Source organism: Methylobacterium sp. 1973, assembly GCF_040545035.1.
Taxonomy (GTDB): domain Bacteria; phylum Pseudomonadota; class Alphaproteobacteria; order Rhizobiales; family Beijerinckiaceae; genus Methylobacterium; species Methylobacterium fujisawaense.
This window is the reverse complement of sequence record NZ_JBEPLA010000004.1, coordinates 34,343-56,479: the sequence shown is the minus strand read 5'-3', so window position 1 is coordinate 56,479 and position 22,137 is coordinate 34,343. Positions and strand designations below refer to the sequence as shown.

The window sequence follows — 22,137 nt, the reverse complement described above, 5'->3', positions numbered from 1 at the left end:
CCCACCCGGATCCCCACCCGCATGTCGTCGAATACCCTCGTCCTGATCGCCTGCCTTGCCGTCGCCGCCGTCCTGCTCCTGGGCTTGGCCAACATGATGCGCGGCGGCAGCGCCAGTCTCTCGCAGAGGCTGATGCGCCTGCGCGTGCTCCTGCAATTCGTGGCGATCGTGATCATCATGGGCGTCGTCTGGTGGCGCTCGGCCTGAATTCCACCGGGACGGGTGTGACCGCGCCGCCGCACCGAACACCTTTCGGCCCGGTAACGGATGAATTGGCCGCCGCATATCGCGGGCCTCTGCTACGCTCGGTAGAAGCAAATCGCTGCGCCTAATCGGCCGAGCCCGCATGACTGCCCCTTCCCGCCTCTGTCTGTTCGGCATCCTGACCGGGGCGGCGATCATGCCGGCTTCGGCCGCGGACGCGCCACCGCCGCCGCCTGCCGCCTACTTGGCCCCCGTCCAGCCGCTCAGCATCGTGTCCGAGATCCGGATCGGCGGCGCGGTGCAGGACCCGGGCAGCGCAGAGGGCAAGCTCCCCGGGTTCAGCAAGGCGAACGTCAACGGCGAGATCCTCTTCGCCAAGCCGATCCTCAGCGCCGATCCGTTCTGGCAGGCTTTCGTGCCGCGGCCGACCGTCGGCGGCAGCTACAACACCGGCGGCCGGACCAGCTACGCCTATCTCGGCGCGACCTGGACCCTCGAAGTCTTTCCCGAGACCTTCAACCGCCGCGTCTTCCTCGACGGGTTCTTCGGCGGCGTGGCCCATAACGGCTGGACCGGCCCGAAGGCGGAGACGCCCTACGGCTTCAACACGCTGGGGTGCTCACCCATGTTCCGCGAGGCGGCGGCTCTCGGCTTCCGTATCACGGAACATTGGAGCATCATGGCGACGATCGAGCACATGTCGAATGCCGGGCTCTGCGCGAATAATCGCGGCCTGACGAATTACGGCGGCAAGATCGGCTACACGTTCTGAGGCATCAAACCCTTTGGTCAAGCTCAACCGCATCTACACGAGGACCGGCGACAAGGGCACGACCGCCCTGGCGGACGGACAGCGTCGCTCGAAGGCGGATCTGCGGGTCGAGACCTACGGGACCGTCGACGAGACCAATGCCTGCATCGGACTGGCGCGCCTGCACACGCAGGGGCCGCTCGACCAGATGCTCGGGGCGATCCAGAACGACCTGTTCGACCTCGGGGCCGACCTCGCGACGCCGCCGAGCCCGGAGCCCCTCCCCTACGAGCCGCTGCGGATCGTCGCGAGCCAGGTCGAGCGGCTGGAGCGCGACATCGACGGCCTGAACGAGGCGATCCCACCACTGAAATCCTTCGTGCTCCCCGGTGGATCGCCGGCCGCGGCGGCCCTGCACCTCGCCCGAACCGTCTGCCGCCGCGCCGAGCGCCTGGCGGTCAGCCTCGCCGCCCGGGAGGACGAGACGGTGTCGCCGGAGGCGCTGCGCTACCTCAACCGCCTCTCCGATTTCCTGTTCGTGGCGAGCCGGGCCGCCAATTCCGACGGCGCCGACGACGTGCTCTGGGTGCCCGGCGCCAATCGTTGAGCCCGGGCCGAGGAGTTTTCGCCGGGCCGCCACGGCGCCGCGTTGACAAGGCGGAAATGTGGCCGTTACGGTCCGCGCGCCTTGCGTGCCCCCGCCACGCTGCGCCTTGCGCGCCGTGGAAGTGGCCTGCACGACGACAAGAATCCTCCGGGGAAGGATCGTGACCGCCATGAAGGTGCTGGTGCCCGTCAAGCGGGTTGTTGACTACAACGTCAAGATACGCGTGAAGGCCGACGGCTCCGGGGTCGAGCTCGCCAATGTGAAGATGTCGATGAATCCCTTCGACGAGATCGCCGTCGAGGAGGCGATCCGGCTCAAGGAGAAGGGCACGGTCACCGAGATCGTGGCGGTGTCGATCGGCCCGCAGCAGGCGCAGGAGACGCTGCGCACCGCGCTGGCCATGGGCGCCGACCGTGCCATCCTGGTCAAGACGGACGTGACCTGCGAGCCGCTGGCGGTGGCGAAGCTTCTGAAGGCCGTCGTCGAGAAGGAGAGCCCGCAGCTCGTCATCCTCGGCAAGCAGGCGATCGACGACGACTCGAACCAGACCGGGCAGATGCTCGGTGCGCTGCTCGGCTGGCCGCAGGGCACCTTCGCGTACAAGATCGAGCCGGGCGAGGGCAGCCTCGACGTGACCCGCGAGGTCGACGGCGGCCTGCAGACCGTCAGCCTCAGGCTGCCGGCCATCGTGACGACGGATCTGCGCCTCAACGAGCCGCGCTATGCATCGCTGCCGAACATCATGAAGGCGAAAAAGAAGCCGCTGGAGGAGCTGACGCCCGACGCGCTCGGCGTCGACGTGACGCCGCGGCTCACGGTGCTGAAGACCGCCGAGCCGCCGGGCCGCTCGGCCGGCGTCAAGGTCGGCTCCGCGGCCGAGCTCGTGCAGAAGCTCAAGGTCGAAGCCGGCGTCATCTGATCCGCAGGCGGGGCTCCCGAGCCACGGTCGAGCCTCGCGCCACAACCCTCAAGGGCACCAGCAGACCATGACGACACTCCTTTTCGTCGAGCACGGCAACGGTCAGATCAAGGACGGGACGCTGAAGGCGCTCTCGGCCGCCAAGGAGATCGGCGCCCCGATCCACGCTCTGGTCCTGGGTTCGGGATCGCAGGCCGTGGCCGCGGCGGCGGCCAAGCTCGACGGCGTCGAGAAGGTCCTGAATGCCGAGGACGGCGTCTACGACCACGATCTCGCCGAGCCGGTCGCGGCGCTGATCGCGTCGATTGCCGAGCCCTACGACACGATCATCGCCTCGGCTTCGACGACCGGCAAGAACGTGCTGCCCCGGGTGGCAGCCCTGCTCGACGTCGCGCAGGTCTCCGACATCATCAAGGTGGTTGCGCCCGACACGTTCGATCGGCCGATCTATGCCGGCAACGCGATCCAGACCGTTCAGGCGCCGGCGGGCAAGAAGGTGATCACCGTGCGGACGGCCGCCTTCAAGGCTGCGGCCGAGGGTGGCGCGGCCGCCCCCATCGAGGCCGTGTCGGCGGGAGCGCCCGAGGCCGGCGGCTCGACCTTCAAGGGCGAGGAGATCGCCAAGTCGGATCGCCCGGAGCTGGCCTCGGCGCGGATCATCGTGTCCGGCGGCCGCTCGCTCGGCTCGTCCGAGAAGTTCCACGAGCTGATCGAGCCGCTGGCCGACTCGCTCGGAGCCGCCGTCGGCGCCTCTCGGGCCGCCGTCGATGCGGGCTACGCGCCGAACGACTGGCAGGTGGGGCAGACCGGCAAGGTCGTAGCGCCGGACCTCTACGTCGCGGTGGGCATCTCGGGGGCGATCCAACACCTCGCCGGCATGAAGGACTCGAAGGTCATCGTCGCCATCAACAAGGATGAGGACGCACCGATCTTCCAGGTGGCCGATTACGGGCTCGTGGGCGATCTCTTTCAGGTCGTGCCGGAGCTGCAATCCGAGATCGGCAAAGCCAAGGGTCAATAACGGAGCGGAATCTGGCAACCCGCGAGTATTGTCGCCGAAGGCGGATTCGCGGGTTCCTTCCGGATCGAAGATTGGTCTAGAACGCTGCGACGGCGAGACTTCGCGCGGTGCCGTCGCGCTCGTGCCCTCGGTCGAACCGGGCGGCCGTGTATCGGCATCCGCATTGGGGGCACAGGTCGGCACATGCATATGGAGATCAAGCGGGTCGGCATCATCGGCGCAGGCCAGATGGGAAGCGGCATCGCGCAGGTCTGCGCCACCGCCGGCCTCGACGTCCTGCTGAACGATCGCGATCCTGCCCGGCTCGAGAATGGTCTGACGGTCATCGAGGGCAGCCTGGGCCGCCTCGTTTCGAAAGGCACGCTGTCGGAGGAGGACAGCGCTCAGGTTCGGTCGCGGATCGTATCCGCCCGGGACTTCGCCGCCCTCGAGCCGTGCGACCTCGTGATCGAAGCTGCGACCGAGAACGAGGCCACGAAGCGCGAGATCTTCAGCAGCCTGTGCGGATCGCTGCGTCCGGAGACGTTCGTAGCGACGAACACGTCGTCGATCTCCATAACCCGGCTGGCGGCGGCGACGGACCGGCCGGAGAAGTTCATCGGCATCCACTTCATGAATCCGGTGCCGGTGATGCAGCTCGTCGAGCTGATCCGGGGCATCGCCACCGAGGATACGACCTACGAATCCGCCAAGGCGTTCATCGCCAAGCTCGGCAAGACTTCGACGATGTCGGAGGATTTTCCGGCCTTCATCGTCAACCGCATCCTGCTGCCGATGATCAACGAGGCGATCTACACGCTCTACGAGGGTGTCGGATCGGTCGAATCGATCGACACGGCCATGAGGCTGGGCGCGAACCATCCGATGGGCCCGCTTCAGCTCGCGGACTTCATCGGTCTCGACACCTGCCTGTCGGTCATGCAGGTGCTCTACGAAGGCTTGGCGGATTCGAAATACCGCCCGTGCCCTCTGCTCGTGAAGTATGTCGAGGCCGGCTGGCTCGGCCGTAAGGCCAAACGCGGGTTCTACGATTACCGCGGGCCGACGCCGATCCCGACCCGCTGAGCCGTCAGGCCGCGGGACGGCTGGAGAAGCCGTCCCGGGTCGGTGTTATTTCGGCGCGTTGCCGTTAGCCCCCGGCTGCGCGGGCTGCGGATAGGACGGGTTACCGCCCGGCACGCCCGTGCTGTTGGTCGGCGACGCGGTGCCCGACTGCCCGTTCACCGAACCCGTCACTTCCTTGCGGGACGCGTCCTGGCTCTGGCTGGCGTAATCCTTCGGCGAATTGGCGCCGTTCCACGTGAGGAGACCCACGGTGGCGATCGCCAGCAGAACGAGGCTCCCCACCAGGACCCAGAGCATCGGTTTGCCGCGCTCGCCCTGACGGCTCTCGTTGGGATTCAATCTCTCGACCATCTGCAGGACCTTCCTCGGCGGGACGCCACACGCCGAAACGGGCGCTGTGCGACACGATCTCGTTACCGGCCGCCAACGCGGGGCCGCCGAGGCAGGTTCCTGCCGGATCGCGGTGTCACCGCCCGGTCGTCAGAAGGATCTTGCCGAGATGCGCGCTCGACTCCATGAGTTCGTGCGCCTCCCGAGCCTGCTCCAGCGGGAACGTGGCATGGGTGACGGACCGGATGCGCCCGGCATCGAGCTCGGGCCAGATATCCCGGCGCAGCCCCTCGGCGATCGCTGCCTTGTCGGTCTTCCCGCGCGGCCGGAGCGTCGAGCCGGTAAAGGTCAGGCGGTTGCGCATGATCGGCGTGATGTTCAGGCCATCGACCTTGTAGCCGCCCATCAGGGCGATCATCACGAGCCGGCCGTCCGGAGCCAGCGACTTCAGGTTCCGGGCGAGATAGCTCGCACCGATCATATCGAGGATCACGTCGACGCCACGTCCGTCGGTGAGGCGCTTCACCTCCTCGGCGAAGTCCGCCTCCTTGTAGTTGATCGCGGCATCCGCCCCCAGATCTTCGCAAAACCGGCACTTCTCGGCCGAGCCCGCCGTGGCGAAGACCCGCGCGCCGACATGCTTGGCGATCTGGATCGCCGTGGCACCGATGCCGCTCGATCCGCCATGCACGAGGAAGCTCTCGCCGGGCGCGAGCCGTCCGCGCTGGACGACGTTCGAATAGACCGTGAAGAACGTCTCCGGCAGGCCGCCGGCATCGACGAGCGAGACCGCCTTCGGACGCGGCAGACAATGGGCCGCCTCGGCCACCGCATACTCCGCATAGCCGCCGCTGATCACCAGGGCGCAGACCTCATCGCCGAGCGACAGGCCCGTGACCTCGCTCCCGATCGCGACCACACGACCGGCGACTTCGAGGCCGGGAATCTCGGTGGCGCCGGGCGGCGGCGGATAGACCCCCGCGCGCTGCGCGACATCGGGGCGGTTCACGCCGGCCGCCACCACTTCGATCAGGACCTGTCCGGGTCCCGCATGCGGCACAGGGGCGGTCTCGACGCTGATCACCTCCGGGCCCCCGGAACCCGCGAAGCGGATCTGACGCATGGTCCCGGGCAGGTCGGTGCTGGCCATCAACGATAATCCTTTGCGCGCACGTGATCTCAGCCGCGTTCACGCTGACGCGGTACGGCTCTACTTGCGGCAACGGGCGCGCTTGGCAAGCCGAAGGCGCCGCACGCGTCCATTGCCGATCCGAACGGCAAGCTAGCGGGCGGCCGCCTTGACGGCCGCCGGCAAGACGATCGCGCCCTGCGCTAGGCTCTTCGGCCAGACCGCGACCTGCTTGCCGTCCTGCCACTGCGCCATCAATCCGGTGACGAAGCCGGGACCGTATTTGATCGAGTGCGTGAACGGGTCGTCCTTGCCGTAGAACTGCGTCCGCCCCACGGTGCCGACCCAGTCGGTCTTCTCCAGGGCCTCGACGAGCTTGTCGGCCTCGGTCGAGCCGGCGCGCTTCACCGCATCCGCCGCGTAGTAGACCTGATCGTAGGCCATGTAGCCTGCGTAGGACGGATCGCTGCCGAAGCGCTTCTTGAACGCGTCGCTGAAGGCGAGCGACTTGTCGGTGATCGCCGCGCCCGGCACCGCGATGCTCTGGAAGATCACGCCCTGCGTGGCGCCGTTGGTGTTCGCCCAGAAGGTCGAGGAGGTCGCCTGCGAGTTCATCCCCGTCATGGCGAGGGGAACCTGCTGGTTCTGCCACTGCACGGTCGGCTGCACGCCGACATGCGAGATGCCGGTGACGATCAGGTCGGGCTTGGCAGCCTCGATCTTGTTGTAAATCGGCGTGAAGTCCCCCGTGTCCGGCGAGAAGCGGATATGGTCGACGACCTTCACACCGATCTCGGGCAGGCACTTCTCGTAACCGACATCGAGGGGACGGGTCCAAGCCGCATCCTCGCTCATGATCGCGGCCGTCTTCACCTTCATCAGATCGATCAGCATGTCCTTCGTGGAATCGCAGATCGACTGCGCCAGGGCCGCCGAGGTCAGGTAGCCGTGGAAGGTGTACTTGTTCCGGGCGTAGTCCTTGTGGACCGCGAGGCTGATTTCGTTGGAGGCGGCACCGGGCGTGATCATCGGCGTCTTGAGCCGCGCCGCCCAGGGCATCAGTGCCAGCACCACCTCGGAGATGTAGCTGGCGATGACGAGGTTGACCTTGTCCTCGGAGACCGCCCGCTGGAAGGCCCGGACCGCGTCGGAGGCGGACGACTTGTCGTCGTAACTGACGATCTGGATCTGGCGCCCGTCGATCCCGCCCTTGGCGTTGATCTCGTCGGCGGCGAGCTGGACCGCCTGCGGGATCGAGGCGCCGACGACCGACTGCGCCTCGGCGATGACCCCGATCCGGATCGGGTCGGCGGCGCGTGCCTGCGTCGACCCCAGCACTCCGGCCACTGCGAGCAGGGCCAGGACACGACTCGAAACGCTGCGTTCCATCGGCATGGGCTTCCTCCTGCGGCCCGTGCGGCTTTTGGCGCCGCATCGGATCCGAGGCAGGATTGTGCTCTATTCAGGCGCGTGAATACAATGTGCAGATACGGAAAGCGGTGACAGATGATCCGTCTGCCGCGCGCACATCTGAAATCGCGATCCGACCGCGACGACGGCTGAGTTTGGATCCTACCGGGTGCCGTACATCCGGTCGCCGGCATCGCCGAGGCCGGGGACGATATAGCCATGGTCGTTCAGATGGCTGTCGATCGCCGCGGTCCAGACCGGCACGTCGGGATGGGCGGCCTGGAACTTGGCGAGGCCCTCCGGAGCCGCCAGCAGGCAGACGAAGCGCAGATCGGAGGCACCACGCGCCTTGAGCCGGTCGAGGGCCGCGATGGCCGAATTGGCCGTCGCCAACATCGGATCGAGGACCAGAACGGTCCTGTCGGCGAGATCGGACGGCGCCTTGAAATAGTATTCGACCGCCTCCAGCGTCTCGGGATCCCGGTACAGCCCGATATGGGCGACGCGGGCCGACGGAACCAGCGACAGCATACCATCGAGGAAGCCGACCCCGGCCCGCAGGATCGGCGCCAGGACCAGCTTCTTGCCCTGGATCTGGCGTCCCTCCATCGGCTGGAGCGGCGTCTCGATCGTCACCGGTTCCAGCGGCAGGTCGCGCGTCACCTCGTAGGCGAGGAGCATGCCGATTTCGTTCAGGATCTGACGGAAACCCTTGGTCGAGCGGTTCTTGTCACGAAGATGCGTCAGCTTGTGTTGCACAAGCGGGTGATCGACCACGGTGACCCGACCCGTCGGCATTCGCCCCCCCTCCATCAGTAAGGGAGGATCAATGCCGGAGCCCGCGCCGAGGCGCAACTCGACGCTGCGGCCCGGCGACGGCCCATGTGTCGAGGGCGCTCGGAGGCACTGCGGAGCGCGCGGCGCAAAGACAAGTTCGGCGCGGGCGACCGGTCACCGCGGCGATCGGAACACTCAGGCGAGCCGCGGAATGCCTATCCAACGAGTGTCGGGTTGAAAGCCGCGGATCATGCGCCTTAAAAATCGCGGCCGCCGACCCTCATAACAGATCTTTCATCATGGCCATTCATTTTTATATTAATACGCCAGCGGATTGTGATCCACTAAATAAAAATAAAATCGCTACATTTGCAATATATGCGACGATAATGAAATAAGAGCTTGTGCCATATTGCAGGGTTTTGCTTTAAATTGAACGCCATCGCCGTGACTTGCTCAGATTCATTAAAGCTCTAAATCGGATCACGAGCATCCTTGCTTCCGATGCGACCCTTCGATCCTCCGATCCGATCGGCCCCGTTTATGCGTCTGACCACGTCAATCACAGCAATGCTTGGAATCCTCTTCGGAGGGCTCGCATTAATATCGGCGGCTCAGGGTGGCCTGTCCCTGCATCAGCTCAGCGACATCGGTGAAGCGGCGACGACCCTTGCTAAAAACTGGATCCCCTCGCTTGAGAAAGTGGGCGCCATCGAGATGGCGGCATCCGAGGTGCGCATCAAGCAATACCGCCTCATCCTGCTGTCGGACACGCCTCAGCATCGGATGACCAACGCGGCCAACCTCGCGGAGACGCACGCCCAGTTGTTGCGAGCCCGTCGCGCCTACGAGCCCCTGATCAGCACGGCTGAGGAACGGAAGCTCTACGATGCCTTCACGGCCTCATGGAGCCGATTCGAGCAAGCGGATGACGAGGCGCTTCGCTTGCTCGAATCGGGCCAGGAACGGGAGGCCCGCGCCCTCCTGGTGAACCCCGACGTCGTCGGAATGTACGATACCGCCCGTGCGGCCCTCGCGCGTCTGGTGGCCCATGACGAGGAGGCCGCGGCCCGGAACGCCGATACCGCGATAGCCAGGGTCAACACTGCGTCGGTGGCCGCATATGTAGGAATCGCCCTTGCCCTTGTGTCGGCTCTGGGCGCGGCGATCTTCGGCCTGCGTCATGTTTCGCGCCCGATCGCCGCGATGACGGGTGCGATGACCAAATTGGCCGAGGGCGACGCTCGCGCGGACATCCCGTTCAAGCACCGGCGCGACGAGATCGGCGCCATGGCGGCGGCGGTCCAGGTGTTCAAGGACAATCTGCTCCGCACCCATCAGCTCGAGGCCGAAGCGGAGACAGCGCGACAGCATGCGGAGGCCCAGCGCAGGCTCGGGATGCGCCAGCTTGCCGATCGCTTCGCGGAGACCGTCGGTGGAATCATCGCGGAGGTCTCGGCCTCGGCCATCGGGCTGCAGACCACGGCCCGGTCGATGACGGCCACTGCGGCGGTGACCGCCGAGCAATCCACGACGGTCGCTGCGGCGGCCGAGCAGGCGGCGAGCAACGTCAGCACCGTCGCGGCGGCCGCCGAGGAACTCGGCACCTCCGTGCAGGAGATCGGCCGGCAGGTCGATGGCTCGGCCAACTTGGCGCGGGGTGCCGTGGACGAGGCGGATCAGACCGGTGCGCTTGTCCAGAAGTTGAGCGAGGCCGTGTCGCGGATCGGCGACATCGTCGGTTTGATCTCCACCATCGCCGGCCAGACCAACCTTCTGGCGTTGAACGCCACGATCGAGGCGGCCCGAGCGGGTGTCGCCGGACGCGGCTTTGCTGTCGTCGCCACGGAGGTCAAGGCGCTGGCCGAGCAGACCGCCCGCGCCACGGAGGAGATTTCGAGTCAGATCACGCGGGTGCAGGCTTCGACGGGGGAGGCCGTATCGGCCATCGGCGCCATCACGGCGCGGATCCGCGAGATCAACGGGGTCGCGACCTCGATCGCCGCCGCCGTGGAGCAGCAGGGCGCCGCCACCCACGAGATCGTTCGCAACGTCGGCCAAGCCGCGGCCGGCACGAGCGAAGTGACCAGCAACATCGTCAGCGTCGCCGACGCAGCCGAAAAGACCGGCGCGGCGGCCGGTCAGGTTCTGGTCGAAGCGTCGCGGCTCTCGGAGCGATCCGAGCACCTGAACGCCGAAGTGGCACGATTCCTGGAAACCGTCCGCGCGGCCTGAACCGTCGGATAGGCGTCACGCCGGCGCTTGAACCACCGGGACGGCGCGTCCGGGCCCCTGAGCCCGGACGCCCACAGATGCAGGATCAGACGGAGCGATCCCCGCCCTCGGCCCGGCGCTTGGCCATGAAGGCATCGAACTGCTCGCGATCCCGGGCGCGCTTCAGCTCCTCCACGAACTCGGAGAAGGCGCGGCTCTCTTCCTCGAGCGCACGCCGCTGCGCCTCAAGACGGTCGAGCTCGGTGCGACGGTACGCGTCGAAGGCAGCATTGCCGCTGCTGTCGCGTCGGTTGGCGGCTTCGAACGCCCGGGCGAAGCGCGAGGCGGGACGTCCCCCCTCGAACTCGGAAGCCGCGCGCCGCGCCGCGTCGCGCATTTCCGCGAAGGCCGGATAACCTGCAAGCTTCCAGGCCACCAACGCGAGGCCGACCGGCCACCAGTAGATGAAACCGACGACGATTGCGCCAATCTCCAACGACCGGCGCGGGAACGGGCCAGTCCGGCAGAGCTTACCGGTCGCCCAGGGTGAAGAGGTTTGAGAGGTCACGGCTGTGCTCCGCTGTTCATGTGAACGCGGTTAACATGCGGGTCCCGAAGGTGCCTTTCAAGGTCGTCCGAGACCGCCCTCGCGCTCGGTCTGTCGGGAGGCTCCGTGGACGAGCGCCAGGACCCCGGCCCGCAGCAACTCGTACTTGTCCGGAAAACCCGGTCCGCGCGGCAGATGTCCGGCGGCCGACAGGGTCGCGAGGCCGTGGGCCAAGGCCCACACCTCCAGGGCGATGAAGCGGGGTGCCACGCCCCCGAATCCGTCCGAGAACGTCGCCTGCAGCGCCTCGACCAAGAGATCGAACGGGCTCGGCCGCGACGCCACCGCATCGCTGGCCGCCGTGTCGAGGTCGGCGCCGCCGGTGGGGAAGCCGCGCGTCTCGAAGATCGCCGCATAGTAGGCCGGCTCTTCTTCGGCGAAGGCGAGGTAGGTCTCACCCATCCGCGTGAACCGCTCCAACGGCGTCCCGCGCGACGTCAGGGCCCGCGCCAGACGGGCGGCGAGTTCCGCGAAACCGCGCCCGGCCAGCTCCTCCAGAAGCGCCTCCCGGCCCCGGAAATGGCGGTACAGCGCGGCCGGGGTGACGCCGACGAGGCGCGCGGCTTCCACCAGGGTGAAGCCGCCGATTCCGCGCTCGGCGATGAACCGGCGCGCGGCCTCCAGGAGGGCCTCCTTCAGATTGCCGTGATGGTAGCTGCGCCGGTCGTCCGGCCCGTCCCGCCAGGGTCGCAAGATCTCATCATCCTTCGCGCGCCTGTTGCACCTCACAGGACCCCAGCGCCGCTGTCGAGTCCAAGGCCGCCAGAGACTGTGTCTCCAGGCCCGCCCTTCGGTATGACGGCCGAACGCGACGGTTGTTTCGGGCCGCCCCGCACCACGCTTGACCACCTCCCAAGCATGCAACACTATTACATCGGAAAATCCAGAGGGATCGACGATCCCCCCGGACGGCGGCGAATGCCGGGGCTTCCAGTGCAGGACGACGAGCATCGCGCATGGCCTTTGTGAGCCTCAAGGCGTGGCGCGCCCGCTCGGCGGAGCGTGCCGAGATCGCGTCGCGCCTGAAGCAGGACCTGCGGTTGGCCCTGCGCCTCGGGGAGGACGATACCCTGGCGGTGAACGAGATCGCCTGCACCGATCCAGGCTGTCCCGACATGGAGACCATCGTGCTGGTGATGCGCGCCGGCGCGCCCACGCGGGCGTTGCGGATCCGGCGCCCCATCGACGCGGTGGATGCCGACGACATCGCGGCGCTGGCCGAGGAAGACCGGTCGTCCGGAGCGCCGTCGACCGGCGTCTCGACAATGTGATCGTGCGCGGGCGCTTTCGATCTTCGGGCCGCCCGGGATCTCGCGACGCGCACGGGCGCACGGCGTAGCATTCCTCAAATACCGCAATCCGGTCCATCAGCAGGCCGGGAGGAAAGCACGCCATGAAGAACCGCCGTCACGTCCTCGCGCTGGCCGGCCTCGCCCTCACCTGCCCCATCCTCCTCGGAATGCCGGCCCCGGCCAGGGCGGCCGAGACGCTCCCGTTCTCGGATGCGGCCTTCGAGGCTGCGCAGAAAGCCGGAAAGCCGGTGCTGGTCGCGGTCAGCGCCCCCTGGTGCCCGATCTGCCGCACGCAGAAGCCGATCCTCGCGAAGCTCGCGGCCGAGCCGCGCTTCAAGGACCTCCAGATCTTCGACATCGACTTCGACAGCCAGAAGGATCTGCTGAGGCGCCTGAACGTCCGGATGCAGAGCACGCTGATCGCCTACAAGGGAACGACCGAGGTCGGACGCTCGGTCGGCGAGACTCAGCCGGAATGGATCGAGGGCCTCGTGGAGAAGACTCTCTGATCGGCCGCTCCTGCGAGGCCGGCCTGTCCGGTCCCGTTCAGGGAAGCTCCGACATAAGCCCGATGCGGGCCCGCGCGACGGGTCCGGCGGAGAACTTCACCGGTGTCGAGCGCCCTCCTGTCAGACGATCCGTGTCCCGATGCGATCGTGGCCGTACCCGTGCGAAACGAGGAGGAGCGGATCGCCGCCTGTCTGAAGGCGATCGACGCCCAGGAGGGTCTGGAACCCGGCCGCCTCGGGCTGGTGCTGTTCCTGAACAACTGCACGGACGGTACGGAGGCCCTCGTGTCGGCCCTGGTGCCGACGCTGTCGATCCCGGTCCGGGTGCTGAGCGAGGACTTTTCCGGCGCCCATGCCGGCTGGGCCCGGCGCAGGGCGATGGATGCCGCCGCCGCCTGGCTGGGTGATGCGGGGAATACGGGGATCATCCTGTCCACCGACGCCGACAGCCGGGTCCCGCCCAATTGGGTCGCCCGCAATCGCGCGGCGATCCGGGCGGGGGCCGACGCGGTGGCCGGTCGGGTCGAGCTCGATGCCGCGGAGGCGGCGCTGCTGCCGCCCTCGCTCCCTGCCCGGGGCCGCCTGGAGGATCTCTACGACGCCCTCATCACCGAAGCCGAGGCGCGGATCGACCCCGACCCGCACGATCCCTGGCCGTGTCATCGGACAGCGATCGGGGCGACCCTGGCGGTGACCCGAAGCGCCTACCTTGCGGTCGGCGGCATGCCCGAGATCCCCCTCGGGGAGGACGGTGCCTTCATCGCGCGCCTGCTCGAACACGGCTTGCGGGTCCGTCACGCCACCGATGTGTGCGTGACCATCTCGGCGCGACTCGCCGGGCGGGCTCCGGGCGGTGTCGCCGACACCATCCGCTCCCGTTGCGAGGAGCCCGACGCGCTCTGCGACGCCCGGATGGAGACCTTCCCGCGCGCCGTGCGGCGCTACGCCTGGCGCCGGCGGTTCCGTCGGATGCACGATCGCGGGCTGCTCGCCCGGAACGAGGCCTGGGCGCGGGCCATCGGGATCGCCCCGGTGGAGGCGCGGCGGATCGCTGCCCTCCCCCTTGGCCAGGCCATCGCCGAGGCTGAGCGGCTCAGCCCGGATCTGGCCTATCGTCCGATCGGTCCGCGGCAGCTGCCCGGCCAGATCCGGATCGCGCGGCTCGGCGTCGCCGCACTCCGCCTCGGTTTCGGCCTCCTGGGCTTCGCGCGGCGGATCGCGGGTTCAGCGGCCTCCGGCCGGCCGGTCGCGGATCCGCGGGGCAGCCGGATCTGATATCCTCAGAAACGGCCTTCCAAGACGTCCCGTGGGGCCATGCCGAACCGGCGGCGGAAGGCGCGGCTGAAGGCGGCCGCATCGGTGAAGCCGCAATTGGCCATCACGGATCCGATCCGGGTTCCGCTCGTGCGCGACCGCAGCCGCCGGTAGGCGCGGTCGAGACGCGCGTCGCGGATCTTCGCCGCCACGCCCTCGTCGCCCGTGAAGGCCGCGTAGAGCCGGCTGCGCGAGACCCGCAGGGCGGCCGGAAGCGATTCGGGCCCGAAGGCGGGATCGTGCAGCCGGCGCTCGATATGGGCGAGGGCCAGAGACCGGACGGCTTCGCCGGAGAGATCGTTGTCCCCCTGGTCGCCCTGACCGTCGGCGAGCGCGCGCAGAAGATGCAACACGCCCTCCAGCGCGATGCCGGCCTCCGCCTCCGTCATGCCGCCGACCGTCTCCGAGAACGACCGAAGATAGGTCGCGAACAGGCCGCTGAGCGGCGTGGCCCGGAGCTTGCGCCCGACAAAGGCCGGCACGTTGCCCACTTGCGCCAGGAAGGCGGCACGGGGCACCTGTAGGCGGATCTCCTCGTAGGCGTCGCGGCTGCCGATCGCGAACGGTTGATCCATGGCATGGACCGTGATGTCGCCGGCGCTCAGCAGGGCGCCGCTGTTACCCTGCTCGACGAAGCCGCCCCCCTGAACGAGAAACGCGATCGCGATGTCGTCGCGCCCGTCCTGGCGCACATGGTGCGCCGTGCGCTCGACCCCGATCGGACCGCTGAGGGTGTGCAGGACCACGCCGTGCGTGGAGACCGCGAGCCTGCGGCCCGCCGTGAACGGCACATCGGGCGCGAGCATCGTCGCGTCCACCCGGGCCAAAGCTGTGCTGCGCCAGTAATCGAAGGCGCGCTTCTGCTCGACCGTGTCGGTCGTCTGGATGACGATGGGAACCGTCTCGCGGACACTCAAAGCGGGTCTGCCCCGGGCGCCAACAACAGCCTGCGCGCCTTCGCGCGTTGGAACCTCAACGAAGCAAATTGCAGATCTAAGGTCGCGGCGCAACCTTAAATAGATGACGCCGATAAGCCGAATGGTCTCGCCGCGGAGCGACGCCGGGAGCGATCAACGCTCGGACGCTGCCACCCGCGCGTCCGGCCGGGCGCCCGACGCATCGGCGAAACGCACCAGGATCGCGCGGCCATCGGACGGTGGTGCCGACAGGCTCGCACGGAATCGGGCGGTCTCAGTTGCGGCGAGGACCGCCCGTGGCGGCGCAGCCGAGAAGGTGCGGATCGTCCGGCCACCGGCGTCGCGAATTTCAACGCTCAGCGGCGCGACCGCAGCGTCCTTACGGGCAACGCCGACGAGGTCGCCTTCCACCACCAGTTCCGCAGGATGGCCGTCCTCGGCAGGGTTGGTGAAGGCCACCACGTCGCGGATCTCGATGCCTCGGATGTTCACGGGCAGGCCGACGCGTGCGAACAAGGAGGCGGTCTGCGGCGCGGCTTTGACCACGCTCGTCCGGGCAAGGCAGGCGAGCGGCAGTGAAGCGAGGAGCACCAGACCGAAGGCCAGGGACGGCGACAGGCCTGGAATCGCGCGACGGCCTGTCCCGGCGGATTTCGAACGCCGGGCCTTTCGCGGGACGGTGGGAGCTGGGACGTCGGCCGCCGTTCGAACCGAGGCCGTCGCCTCCTCCCACGCGGCGTCGGCGAGCGGATCGGCCTCAGCACGCGCGGCGAGTTCCGCCTCATGGCCGGCGAGAACATCGGCCGGCGTGATGAACCACGTCTCGCGACAGGCGGCACAGCGGACCGAACGGCCCTCCATGCCGACCTTGCTGGCATCGATGCGATATTCGCTCGCGCAGCTCGGGCAGGCGATCAGCATACGCCGCATACTCGCATCGATCGGCCGCAGCCGGGGCGGAAATTAAAAGTGCTTGAGGAAGTGTCGCTGAACAGGGTTAAGCGGCGGTGAAACTCAGGAGGCCTTGAAAACGCCCGCCCGTCCGGCGATTCCCGAGGGATGGACAGACGAGACACGGCACGGCCTTGAACCTACAGGCGAGCATGAAAAGCCTGCTGCCCGGCGCTGAGCGGCCGGTGGTGCAGTTCGAGAATGTCGGCATGCGCTACGGGCTTGGGCCGGAAGTGCTGTCCGACGTGAGCTTCCGCATCGCGCCGCGCTCCTTCCAGTTTCTCACCGGTCCCTCCGGAGCCGGGAAGACGACGCTGCTGCGCCTCATCCTGCTTTCGGTGCGGCCGACCCGCGGCCTCGTCTCGATCTTCGGCGAGGAGGTCAGCGGGATCTCAGCCAAGGCGTTGACCGGTCTCCGGCGGCGCATGGGCGTGGTGTTCCAGGATTTCCGGCTCCTCGACCACCTCACCACCTACGAGAACGTGGCCCTGCCCCTGCGCGTCCAGGGCCGGGCCGAGGCCAGTTATCGGGCCGAGGTGGTGGAGCTGCTGCGCTGGGTCGGCCTCGGCGAGCGCATGCACGCCCTTCCCCCGCTGCTCTCGGGCGGCGAGAAGCAGCGCGCCGCGATCGCCCGGGCGCTGATCGCGCGGCCCGACCTGCTGCTCGCCGACGAGCCCACCGGCAACGTCGATCCGGGCCTCGGGCGACGGCTGCTTCGACTCTTCCTCGAACTGAACAAGCTCGGGACCTCGGTCATCATCGCCACCCACGATTTCGGCATCATGGACGCCGTCGACGCCCGCCGGATGGTCCTGGGTGAAGGCCGGCTGCGGATCGAGGAATGAGCACGCAGGCGATCCCGCGGACGAAGCCCGGCGGATCGGCCGTGCCGCCCGACCCGTCGATGCCGGCCAACCTGCGTCGCAACGCGCCGCTGGTCCCCACCGACACGGCGGCCGGCCGCTCGTTGGCGGCCGTCATCGCGATCCTGACCTTCCTGGCGGGGCTCTGCGCTGGGGCCGCCGAGATGGTCGCGACGAATGCCGCCCAATGGCAGGGCGATGTGGCCCGGGAGGTCACCATCCAGGTCCGGCCGGGTCCCGGCCGCGACGTCGATGCCGACGTGTCCCGCGCCGACGGCATCGCCAAGGCCGAACCGGGGATCGCGGAGACGCGGGTCTTCAGCAAGGCCGAGGCCGAGCGCCTCCTCGAGCCGTGGCTCGGGACCGGGCTCGACCTCTCGGACCTCCCGGTCCCGCGGCTCATCGCCCTCAAGCTCGCGAGCGGCCAGGTTGCGGATCTGAAGCGCCTGCGAACTCGGCTCGTCGAGGCTCTGCCGGGTGTGGCCAGCCTGGATGACCACGCCCTCTGGCTGCAGCGGCTCTCGACCGCCGCCAACGCCTTCGTGGGGATCGGGATCGGACTCGTGCTGCTCGTTCTGATCGCCACCGGGCTCGCCGTGACCTTCGCGACCCGCGGCGCCATGGCGAGCAACCGCGAGGTCGTGGAGGTTCTCCACTTCGTCGGTGCCGACGACGACTACATCGCCCGGGCATTTCAGCGGCGCTTCTTCGGCCTGGGCCTGCGGGGTGGCGCGATCGGGGCCGGACTGGCTCTCGTCGCCTTCGTCATCGCCGGCCTCCTGGCCAGGGCCGCCCGGTCTGGACCGGCCGGCCAGGAGGTCGAGGCTCTGTTCGGCGCATTCCATATCGGCGTGCGCGGCTATGCCAGCGTGCTCCTGATCGGCGTGATCGCGTCTCTGGTCACCGGCATCGTCTCGCGCGTGACCGTCCGGCGGTTCTTGGCGTGAGGGCGTGCGACGTCGCGTTCAGGTGGAAATAGGGAGTCTCGATAGCACGTTTACCATCTGGAAACTTTATCATCGCGGTGTTGATACGGCTGACGGCGCCGGCCTCCGGGTTGCCGCAATCGGCTCCGATCTTCCGGAGGATGACCACGCGTATGCTGCGCGCATCGGATCCGCTCATGACCGACCCCGTCGGCTGGGCTTGGCACGTGTGGGATTACCCGCCCCGCGCCGTCGTGCGCCCGCGCCGCCGGCGGCGGATCGCGCTGTGGACCTGCAGCCTCGGCGCGGGTTTGGGCGCGCTGGCATTGTTTGCCGGATTCCTGATCTTCGTCGGCGCGCTGGCGCGACACGAGCGTGCGCCGTCTGATCGGGCCGACGGAATCGTGGCGCTGACCGGCGGTGCGCAGCGGATCGGCGATGCGATCGACCTGCTGGCCGGAGGCTACGGCCGGCGGCTTCTCATCACCGGCGTCAACGAGCGGACCAGCCGCGACGAGATCGCCCGCCTGAACCCGACCCAGCGCGCGCTGATCGCCTGCTGTGTCGATCTCGACTACCGGGCGCGCAACACGATCGGGAACGCGATCGAAACCCGTCGCTGGATGCGGGCGCACCGCTTCAGCACCGTCGCGGTCGTCACCTCGAATTATCACATGCCGCGGACGCTGATCGAACTCGATCATGCTCTGCAGGACAGCGACCGCGTCCTGCCGCATCCCGTCGTGACGGAGGCATTCGACGCCGATCGCTGGTGGCACGACCCGCCTGCCGCGCGCCTTCTGGCCTCCGAATATATGAAATTCCTCGTCAGCTGGGTCCGTACGCGCTTCGAGGCGGACCCCGAGCGCTCGCGCGCCGCGATCCTTATCGGGCGGGGCAAGCCGGTGAAGATGGTGGCCGAGCCGCTGATGATGCGCGGCGTGGACTGACCTCGCCCCCGGGTGCGCCGTCCCGTCGGAGCCGACAGTTCGGCCCCATGTCATCGTGGATCACCGCGCGTGACCGTCCGGATCAGGGGCGCTCGGCAGCGGTCTACGGACCCTTGCAGCGTGCCTTGATGGCCGCCGAGAATTCCCGGTCCGATCCCTGAACCTGGGCGAGGCGCTCGCTGCGCTCGGTGCCCGACAGGCAGCGCCCGTACACGCTCGCCACGCGGCGCATCGTCTCCACGTGACGGCGCCAGATGCGGCAGTTCTTGGCGTCGTCACCGTCGGCCTGCTCGAGCTGGTCGAGGGCTTGGCGCTGCATGGACTGCGCCACCAGGACATCGCGGGCGCAGGTCGTCTCCCCCTGCGCCGCGGCGGCGGTCGAGGCGATGGCCGCGAAGGCCAGAGCGGCGGTGGTCCGAAAGATCGGCATCATCAGGCCGCCTGCGGTGCCGTCGAGCGCGTCAGAAGGGCGTAGAGGGCACCGGCATCCCGAGCGGCGCGGATATGCGTGAGCATGCCCGGCTCGCGGAGAATGCGGGCAACCTGCGCGAGCGCCTTCAGGTGATCGGCCCCCGCCCCTTCGGGCGCGAGGAGCAGGAAGGCGATATCCACCGGCTGGCCGTCGAGGGCGTCGAAGTCCACCGGGCGGTCGAATCGGGCGAACAGCCCGAAGAGCCGATCGAGTCCGGGCAGCTTGCCGTGGGGAATCGCCACCCCATCGCCGATGCCGGTCGATCCGAGCCGCTCGCGCTGGAGAAGGGTGTCGAAGACGGGCCGCTCGCCGAGCGCCGGCAGGCGCCGCGCCGCCTGCGCGGCGAGATCCTGCAGCACCTGCTTCTTGGCGCGGGCGCGCAGGGCCGGCACGACCGACTCGGGGTCGAGAAATTCCAGAACTGGCATCGAACGACCGTTGCCCCGTCACCCGTTCGCGAGGAAGCGGGCCTCGTCGCAGGGGCGTCGTCGACCGTTCCGGCCGCGCCCCTGCTGGATCAATAGGTGGGGAAACCAGCCGGTTCCGGCTCCGCTTCTCCCGACCTATCGCGTCACTCGGCGGCGCTCGGTGGGTCCACCCAGCCGATCGCTCCGTCGCTGCGCCGATATACGACGTTGACGCGTCCGGTGCCAGCGTGGACGAACACGACCACCGGGGATCCCGTCATGTCCAGGGCCGTCACGGCCTCGCCGATGGTGCGGCGCTGGAGGGTCTTGGTGCTTTCGGCGACGATCGGCGGATGGGCGTCACCCTCGACGGCGTCCTCGTCGTCCTCCTCCGGCGGGGCGGCGAACACCGCATAGGCGGCCTCGATCGCCGCGTCGTCCCCCGGTCCGGTGGCGTGCTGCTTGAGCTTGTGCTTGTAGCGGCGCAGCCGCGTCTCCAGGCGCTCGGCGGTCTGCTCGAAACTCGCCCGGGCATCGTGGGCGAAGCCGTTCGCCTCGATCGTGAGGCCGGACACGAGGTGCAGCACGCAATCCGTCCGGAAGGCGGTGCCGTCACGCCGGAGCGTGACATGGCCGTTGCAGGAATCGTGCATGTGCGAGTCGAGATATTTGGCCTGGATCGCGGACATCCGCTCCTCGACGCGGCCGCGCAGGCTCTCTCCGAGATCCACGCCGTGGCCAGTGACTCGCAACGATCCCATGCTGCCTCCCCCGTTTCGATGCAGACGGCCGACTTAGAGAGCCGGCTCGGGTTAAGTCAACGGAGCCACTTGCGGTTCAGGCGGTTGCTTAACCCTGGGTTCAGCCGGCCTGTCCGTATACAGGGAGGCTCCCGAGACGTGAGACGACTGCCTGCATGACGATCGACGCCGTGCCTTCCGCCGCACCGACACGCCGCGCCCTGCTGGTCGGCACGCTGGGTGCTGCCGCGGGACTGCTTCCGGCAGTGGCCCGTTCGGCCGAGCCGGACAAAGCGCCCGCGCTGCCCGGCAAGGGCGAGGCCTTCGAGGCGAACACCCTGACCGATCTGGCCCGCGCCCGTGCCGCAGCACCCTATGCGGGGCCGAAGACCGGCGACGTCCCGGCGGTCCTGAAGGCTCTGTCCCGGGAGGCGTACGACGCGATCCACCCGGCGGAGGGCCGCGCGCTCTGGGCCGACCGAAACGTGGGCTACGTTCTGGAGCCGCTCCTGCGCGGATCGATCTTCGAGACGCCGGTGTCGCTGTTCGTCGTCGAGAACGGGCTGGTTCAGCCCGTCGCGTACGACAAGACGGCGTTCGTCGCCCCCGGCCTCGATCTGCCGGATCTCGAACCCGACGCCGCCTTCTCGGGCTTCCGCCTCCGGGCCCGGTTCGAGGGTGCGGAGGACGTGTCGAGCTTCGCGCTGTTCCAGGGCGCCTCGTTTTTCCGGCTCGTCGCGGAGGGCCAGGATTTCGGCATCAACGCCCGCGCGCTGGCCCTGCGGCCGGCCGATTCCCGCGGGGAGGAGTTCCCGCTCTTCCGGGCCCTGTTCGTGGAGACGCCCGCGCCCGGTCAGCCGGTCGTCGTTCATGCCCTCGCCGATTCCGAGTCGGCGACGGCGGCGTTCAAGATCACGCTCACGCCCGGCCGTGACGTCTCCACGGCGGCGATCGAGGGAACGGTCTTCGCCCGCGCCGACCTCGACCATATCGGGCTCGGCGGCATGCAGGGGAGCTACCTGTTCGGACCCCTCGACCGGAACCGCGTCGACGATCTGCGCGCCGCGGCCTTCTCGGTGGAGGGCTTGGCGATCCACAACGGCTACGGCGAGCCGATCTGGCGGCCCGTTCACAATCCGGAGGCCCTCCAGGTCTCTGCCTTCGTAGATCGGGGTCCGAAGGGGTTCGGCCTCATGCAGCGCGCCCGCGCGTACGATGACTTCGAGGATGACCGGCGTCATTGGGAACAGCGCCCATCCCTGTGGCTGGAGCCGCTGGATGACTGGAACGAGGGTGCCGTCACCCTGCTTGAGATCCCGAGCGATTCCGAGCTGAACGAGAACGTCTTCGCCTATTGGCGACCCAAGGCGAAGCTGGCGAAGGGCGTGGAGATGCGCTTCCAGTGCCGTCAGCATTGGTCCAAGGGCTGGCCGGATCCACTGCCTCCGGAGATCGCACGGGTGCGCGACAGCCGCTGCGGCCATGGCAGCACCGGCAGCCGCCGCCTCTTCGCCGTCGACTTCGAGGGCGACACGCTGTTTCAGCCCGGCGATATCGACGTCGATCTCAGCGCGTCGGCCGGGACGATCACACGCCAGGACCGGTTTCGGTATCCCGAGCGCAAGACGTTGCGGATCCTGTTCGAACTCGATCCCGGCAGCGCCCGCGCGAGCGAGCTGCGCCTCGCCCTCCGGCGCGGCCAAGCCCGGGTCAGCGAGTCGTGGTTGTTCCGCTGGACACCGTGATCCCCGATCCGCCTCAA

The 22,137-nt window shown here is 68.4% G+C and carries 25 protein-coding genes; 14 read left to right on the top strand and 11 right to left on the bottom strand.

Annotated elements, in window-relative coordinates; genetic code table 11:
- Positions 1–21: 21 nt before the first annotated feature.
- The 6 genes from ABIC70_RS09800 to ABIC70_RS09775 all read left to right on the top strand — a co-directional run bounded on the left by ABIC70_RS09800 (position 22) and on the right by ABIC70_RS09775 (position 4,567).
- Positions 22–207 carry a twin transmembrane helix small protein gene (locus ABIC70_RS09800; RefSeq protein ID WP_053609901.1) on the top strand — a complete coding sequence of 62 codons (186 nt, stop codon included), beginning with the start codon at positions 22–24 and terminating at the stop codon, positions 205–207.
- 139 nt (positions 208–346) lie between these two features.
- Positions 347–976: an acyloxyacyl hydrolase gene (locus ABIC70_RS09795; RefSeq protein WP_043380114.1), complete on the top strand. Its 630-nt coding sequence runs from the start codon at positions 347–349 to the stop codon at positions 974–976.
- A gap of 13 nt (positions 977–989) precedes the next feature.
- A complete protein-coding gene (locus ABIC70_RS09790) occupies positions 990–1,562 on the top strand; it encodes a cob(I)yrinic acid a,c-diamide adenosyltransferase (RefSeq protein WP_043380117.1) in 573 nt (190 codons plus the stop codon).
- A gap of 169 nt (positions 1,563–1,731) precedes the next feature.
- The gene (locus ABIC70_RS09785) at positions 1,732–2,481 is read left to right on the top strand and encodes an electron transfer flavoprotein subunit beta/FixA family protein (RefSeq protein ID WP_043351331.1); all 750 of its coding nucleotides are present in this window, start codon (positions 1,732–1,734) and stop codon (positions 2,479–2,481) included.
- Between the two features lie 67 nt (positions 2,482–2,548).
- On the top strand, positions 2,549–3,502 hold the full coding sequence (locus ABIC70_RS09780; protein ID WP_354439602.1) for an electron transfer flavoprotein subunit alpha/FixB family protein: 954 nt from the start codon (positions 2,549–2,551) through the stop codon (positions 3,500–3,502).
- Positions 3,503–3,685: 183 nt separating this feature from the next.
- Positions 3,686–4,567: a 3-hydroxybutyryl-CoA dehydrogenase gene (locus ABIC70_RS09775; RefSeq protein WP_043351327.1), complete on the top strand. Its 882-nt coding sequence runs from the start codon at positions 3,686–3,688 to the stop codon at positions 4,565–4,567.
- 45 nt (positions 4,568–4,612) lie between these two features.
- On the opposite strand, the gene ABIC70_RS09770 is transcribed toward ABIC70_RS09775, so the two are convergent.
- The 4 genes from ABIC70_RS09770 to upp form a co-directional block, all read right to left on the bottom strand.
- Positions 4,613–4,918 (bottom strand): hypothetical protein, encoded by a 306-nt coding sequence (locus tag ABIC70_RS09770; RefSeq protein ID WP_354439601.1) that lies wholly within the window; start codon positions 4,916–4,918, stop codon positions 4,613–4,615.
- Positions 4,919–5,033: 115 nt separating this feature from the next.
- Positions 5,034–6,047, bottom strand: coding sequence for an NAD(P)H-quinone oxidoreductase (locus tag ABIC70_RS09765; RefSeq protein WP_354439600.1), 1,014 nt, complete (start codon positions 6,045–6,047; stop codon positions 5,034–5,036).
- Between the two features lie 132 nt (positions 6,048–6,179).
- Positions 6,180–7,421: an ABC transporter substrate-binding protein gene (locus ABIC70_RS09760; RefSeq protein ID WP_053609903.1), complete on the bottom strand. Its 1,242-nt coding sequence runs from the start codon at positions 7,419–7,421 to the stop codon at positions 6,180–6,182.
- Between the two features lie 177 nt (positions 7,422–7,598).
- Positions 7,599–8,234 carry a uracil phosphoribosyltransferase gene (upp, locus tag ABIC70_RS09755; protein WP_043351319.1) on the bottom strand — a complete coding sequence of 212 codons (636 nt, stop codon included), beginning with the start codon at positions 8,232–8,234 and terminating at the stop codon, positions 7,599–7,601.
- Positions 8,235–8,756: 522 nt separating this feature from the next.
- Between upp and ABIC70_RS09750 the strand changes: the two genes are divergently transcribed.
- Entirely contained in the window at positions 8,757–10,448 is a 1,692-nt protein-coding gene (locus tag ABIC70_RS09750) for a methyl-accepting chemotaxis protein (RefSeq protein WP_354439598.1), read from the top strand.
- Between the two features lie 85 nt (positions 10,449–10,533).
- On the opposite strand, the gene ABIC70_RS09745 is transcribed toward ABIC70_RS09750, so the two are convergent.
- Positions 10,534–10,995: a DUF2852 domain-containing protein gene (locus ABIC70_RS09745; RefSeq protein ID WP_043351315.1), complete on the bottom strand. Its 462-nt coding sequence runs from the start codon at positions 10,993–10,995 to the stop codon at positions 10,534–10,536.
- A gap of 57 nt (positions 10,996–11,052) precedes the next feature.
- Positions 11,053–11,727, bottom strand: a complete 675-nt coding sequence (locus tag ABIC70_RS09740) for a TetR/AcrR family transcriptional regulator (protein WP_043380129.1) — start codon at positions 11,725–11,727, stop codon at positions 11,053–11,055.
- A 263-nt stretch (positions 11,728–11,990) separates the two neighbouring features.
- Here ABIC70_RS09740 and ABIC70_RS09735 point away from each other — a divergent pair, with 263 nt between their 5' ends.
- The 3 genes from ABIC70_RS09735 to ABIC70_RS09725 all read left to right on the top strand — a co-directional run bounded on the left by ABIC70_RS09735 (position 11,991) and on the right by ABIC70_RS09725 (position 14,110).
- Positions 11,991–12,305, top strand: coding sequence for a hypothetical protein (locus ABIC70_RS09735; protein WP_043351311.1), 315 nt, complete (start codon positions 11,991–11,993; stop codon positions 12,303–12,305).
- Between the two features lie 122 nt (positions 12,306–12,427).
- Positions 12,428–12,835, top strand: a complete 408-nt coding sequence (locus tag ABIC70_RS09730; protein WP_354439597.1) for a thioredoxin family protein — start codon at positions 12,428–12,430, stop codon at positions 12,833–12,835.
- A 147-nt stretch (positions 12,836–12,982) separates the two neighbouring features.
- Positions 12,983–14,110 carry a glycosyltransferase family 2 protein gene (locus ABIC70_RS09725; protein WP_345819769.1) on the top strand — a complete coding sequence of 376 codons (1,128 nt, stop codon included), beginning with the start codon at positions 12,983–12,985 and terminating at the stop codon, positions 14,108–14,110.
- Between the two features lie 5 nt (positions 14,111–14,115).
- Here ABIC70_RS09725 and ABIC70_RS09720 read toward each other — a convergent pair whose 3' ends face one another.
- Both ABIC70_RS09720 and ABIC70_RS09715 read right to left on the bottom strand, forming a co-directional pair.
- Positions 14,116–15,066, bottom strand: coding sequence for a helix-turn-helix domain-containing protein (locus ABIC70_RS09720; protein WP_043380137.1), 951 nt, complete (start codon positions 15,064–15,066; stop codon positions 14,116–14,118).
- A 153-nt stretch (positions 15,067–15,219) separates the two neighbouring features.
- Positions 15,220–15,987, bottom strand: coding sequence for a zinc-ribbon domain-containing protein (locus ABIC70_RS09715; RefSeq protein WP_354439596.1), 768 nt, complete (start codon positions 15,985–15,987; stop codon positions 15,220–15,222).
- Positions 15,988–16,169: 182 nt separating this feature from the next.
- On the opposite strand from ABIC70_RS09715, the gene ftsE reads away from it, so the two are divergent.
- The 3 genes from ftsE (at position 16,170) to ABIC70_RS09700 (ending at position 18,756) form a co-directional block, all read left to right on the top strand.
- A complete protein-coding gene (ftsE, locus tag ABIC70_RS09710) occupies positions 16,170–16,862 on the top strand; it encodes a cell division ATP-binding protein FtsE (RefSeq protein ID WP_043380143.1) in 693 nt (230 codons plus the stop codon).
- Positions 16,859–17,827: a cell division protein FtsX gene (locus tag ABIC70_RS09705; protein ID WP_043351301.1), complete on the top strand. Its 969-nt coding sequence runs from the start codon at positions 16,859–16,861 to the stop codon at positions 17,825–17,827. The genes ftsE and ABIC70_RS09705 overlap by 4 nt, the downstream gene beginning before the upstream one ends.
- A gap of 152 nt (positions 17,828–17,979) precedes the next feature.
- Positions 17,980–18,756 carry a YdcF family protein gene (locus ABIC70_RS09700; protein ID WP_043351299.1) on the top strand — a complete coding sequence of 259 codons (777 nt, stop codon included), beginning with the start codon at positions 17,980–17,982 and terminating at the stop codon, positions 18,754–18,756.
- Positions 18,757–18,859: 103 nt separating this feature from the next.
- On the opposite strand, the gene ABIC70_RS09695 is transcribed toward ABIC70_RS09700, so the two are convergent.
- The 3 genes from ABIC70_RS09695 to ABIC70_RS09685 form a co-directional block, all read right to left on the bottom strand.
- Positions 18,860–19,186 (bottom strand): hypothetical protein, encoded by a 327-nt coding sequence (locus tag ABIC70_RS09695; protein ID WP_043351297.1) that lies wholly within the window; start codon positions 19,184–19,186, stop codon positions 18,860–18,862.
- A 2-nt stretch (positions 19,187–19,188) separates the two neighbouring features.
- Positions 19,189–19,656, bottom strand: coding sequence for a PTS IIA-like nitrogen regulatory protein PtsN (gene ptsN, locus ABIC70_RS09690; protein WP_043351295.1), 468 nt, complete (start codon positions 19,654–19,656; stop codon positions 19,189–19,191).
- 143 nt (positions 19,657–19,799) lie between these two features.
- Positions 19,800–20,396: a ribosome hibernation promotion factor gene (locus tag ABIC70_RS09685; protein WP_043380150.1), complete on the bottom strand. Its 597-nt coding sequence runs from the start codon at positions 20,394–20,396 to the stop codon at positions 19,800–19,802.
- A 155-nt stretch (positions 20,397–20,551) separates the two neighbouring features.
- On the opposite strand from ABIC70_RS09685, the gene ABIC70_RS09680 reads away from it, so the two are divergent.
- On the top strand, positions 20,552–22,120 hold the full coding sequence (locus tag ABIC70_RS09680) for a glucan biosynthesis protein D (protein WP_043352603.1): 1,569 nt from the start codon (positions 20,552–20,554) through the stop codon (positions 22,118–22,120).
- The last annotated feature ends 17 nt before the right edge of the window (positions 22,121–22,137 follow it).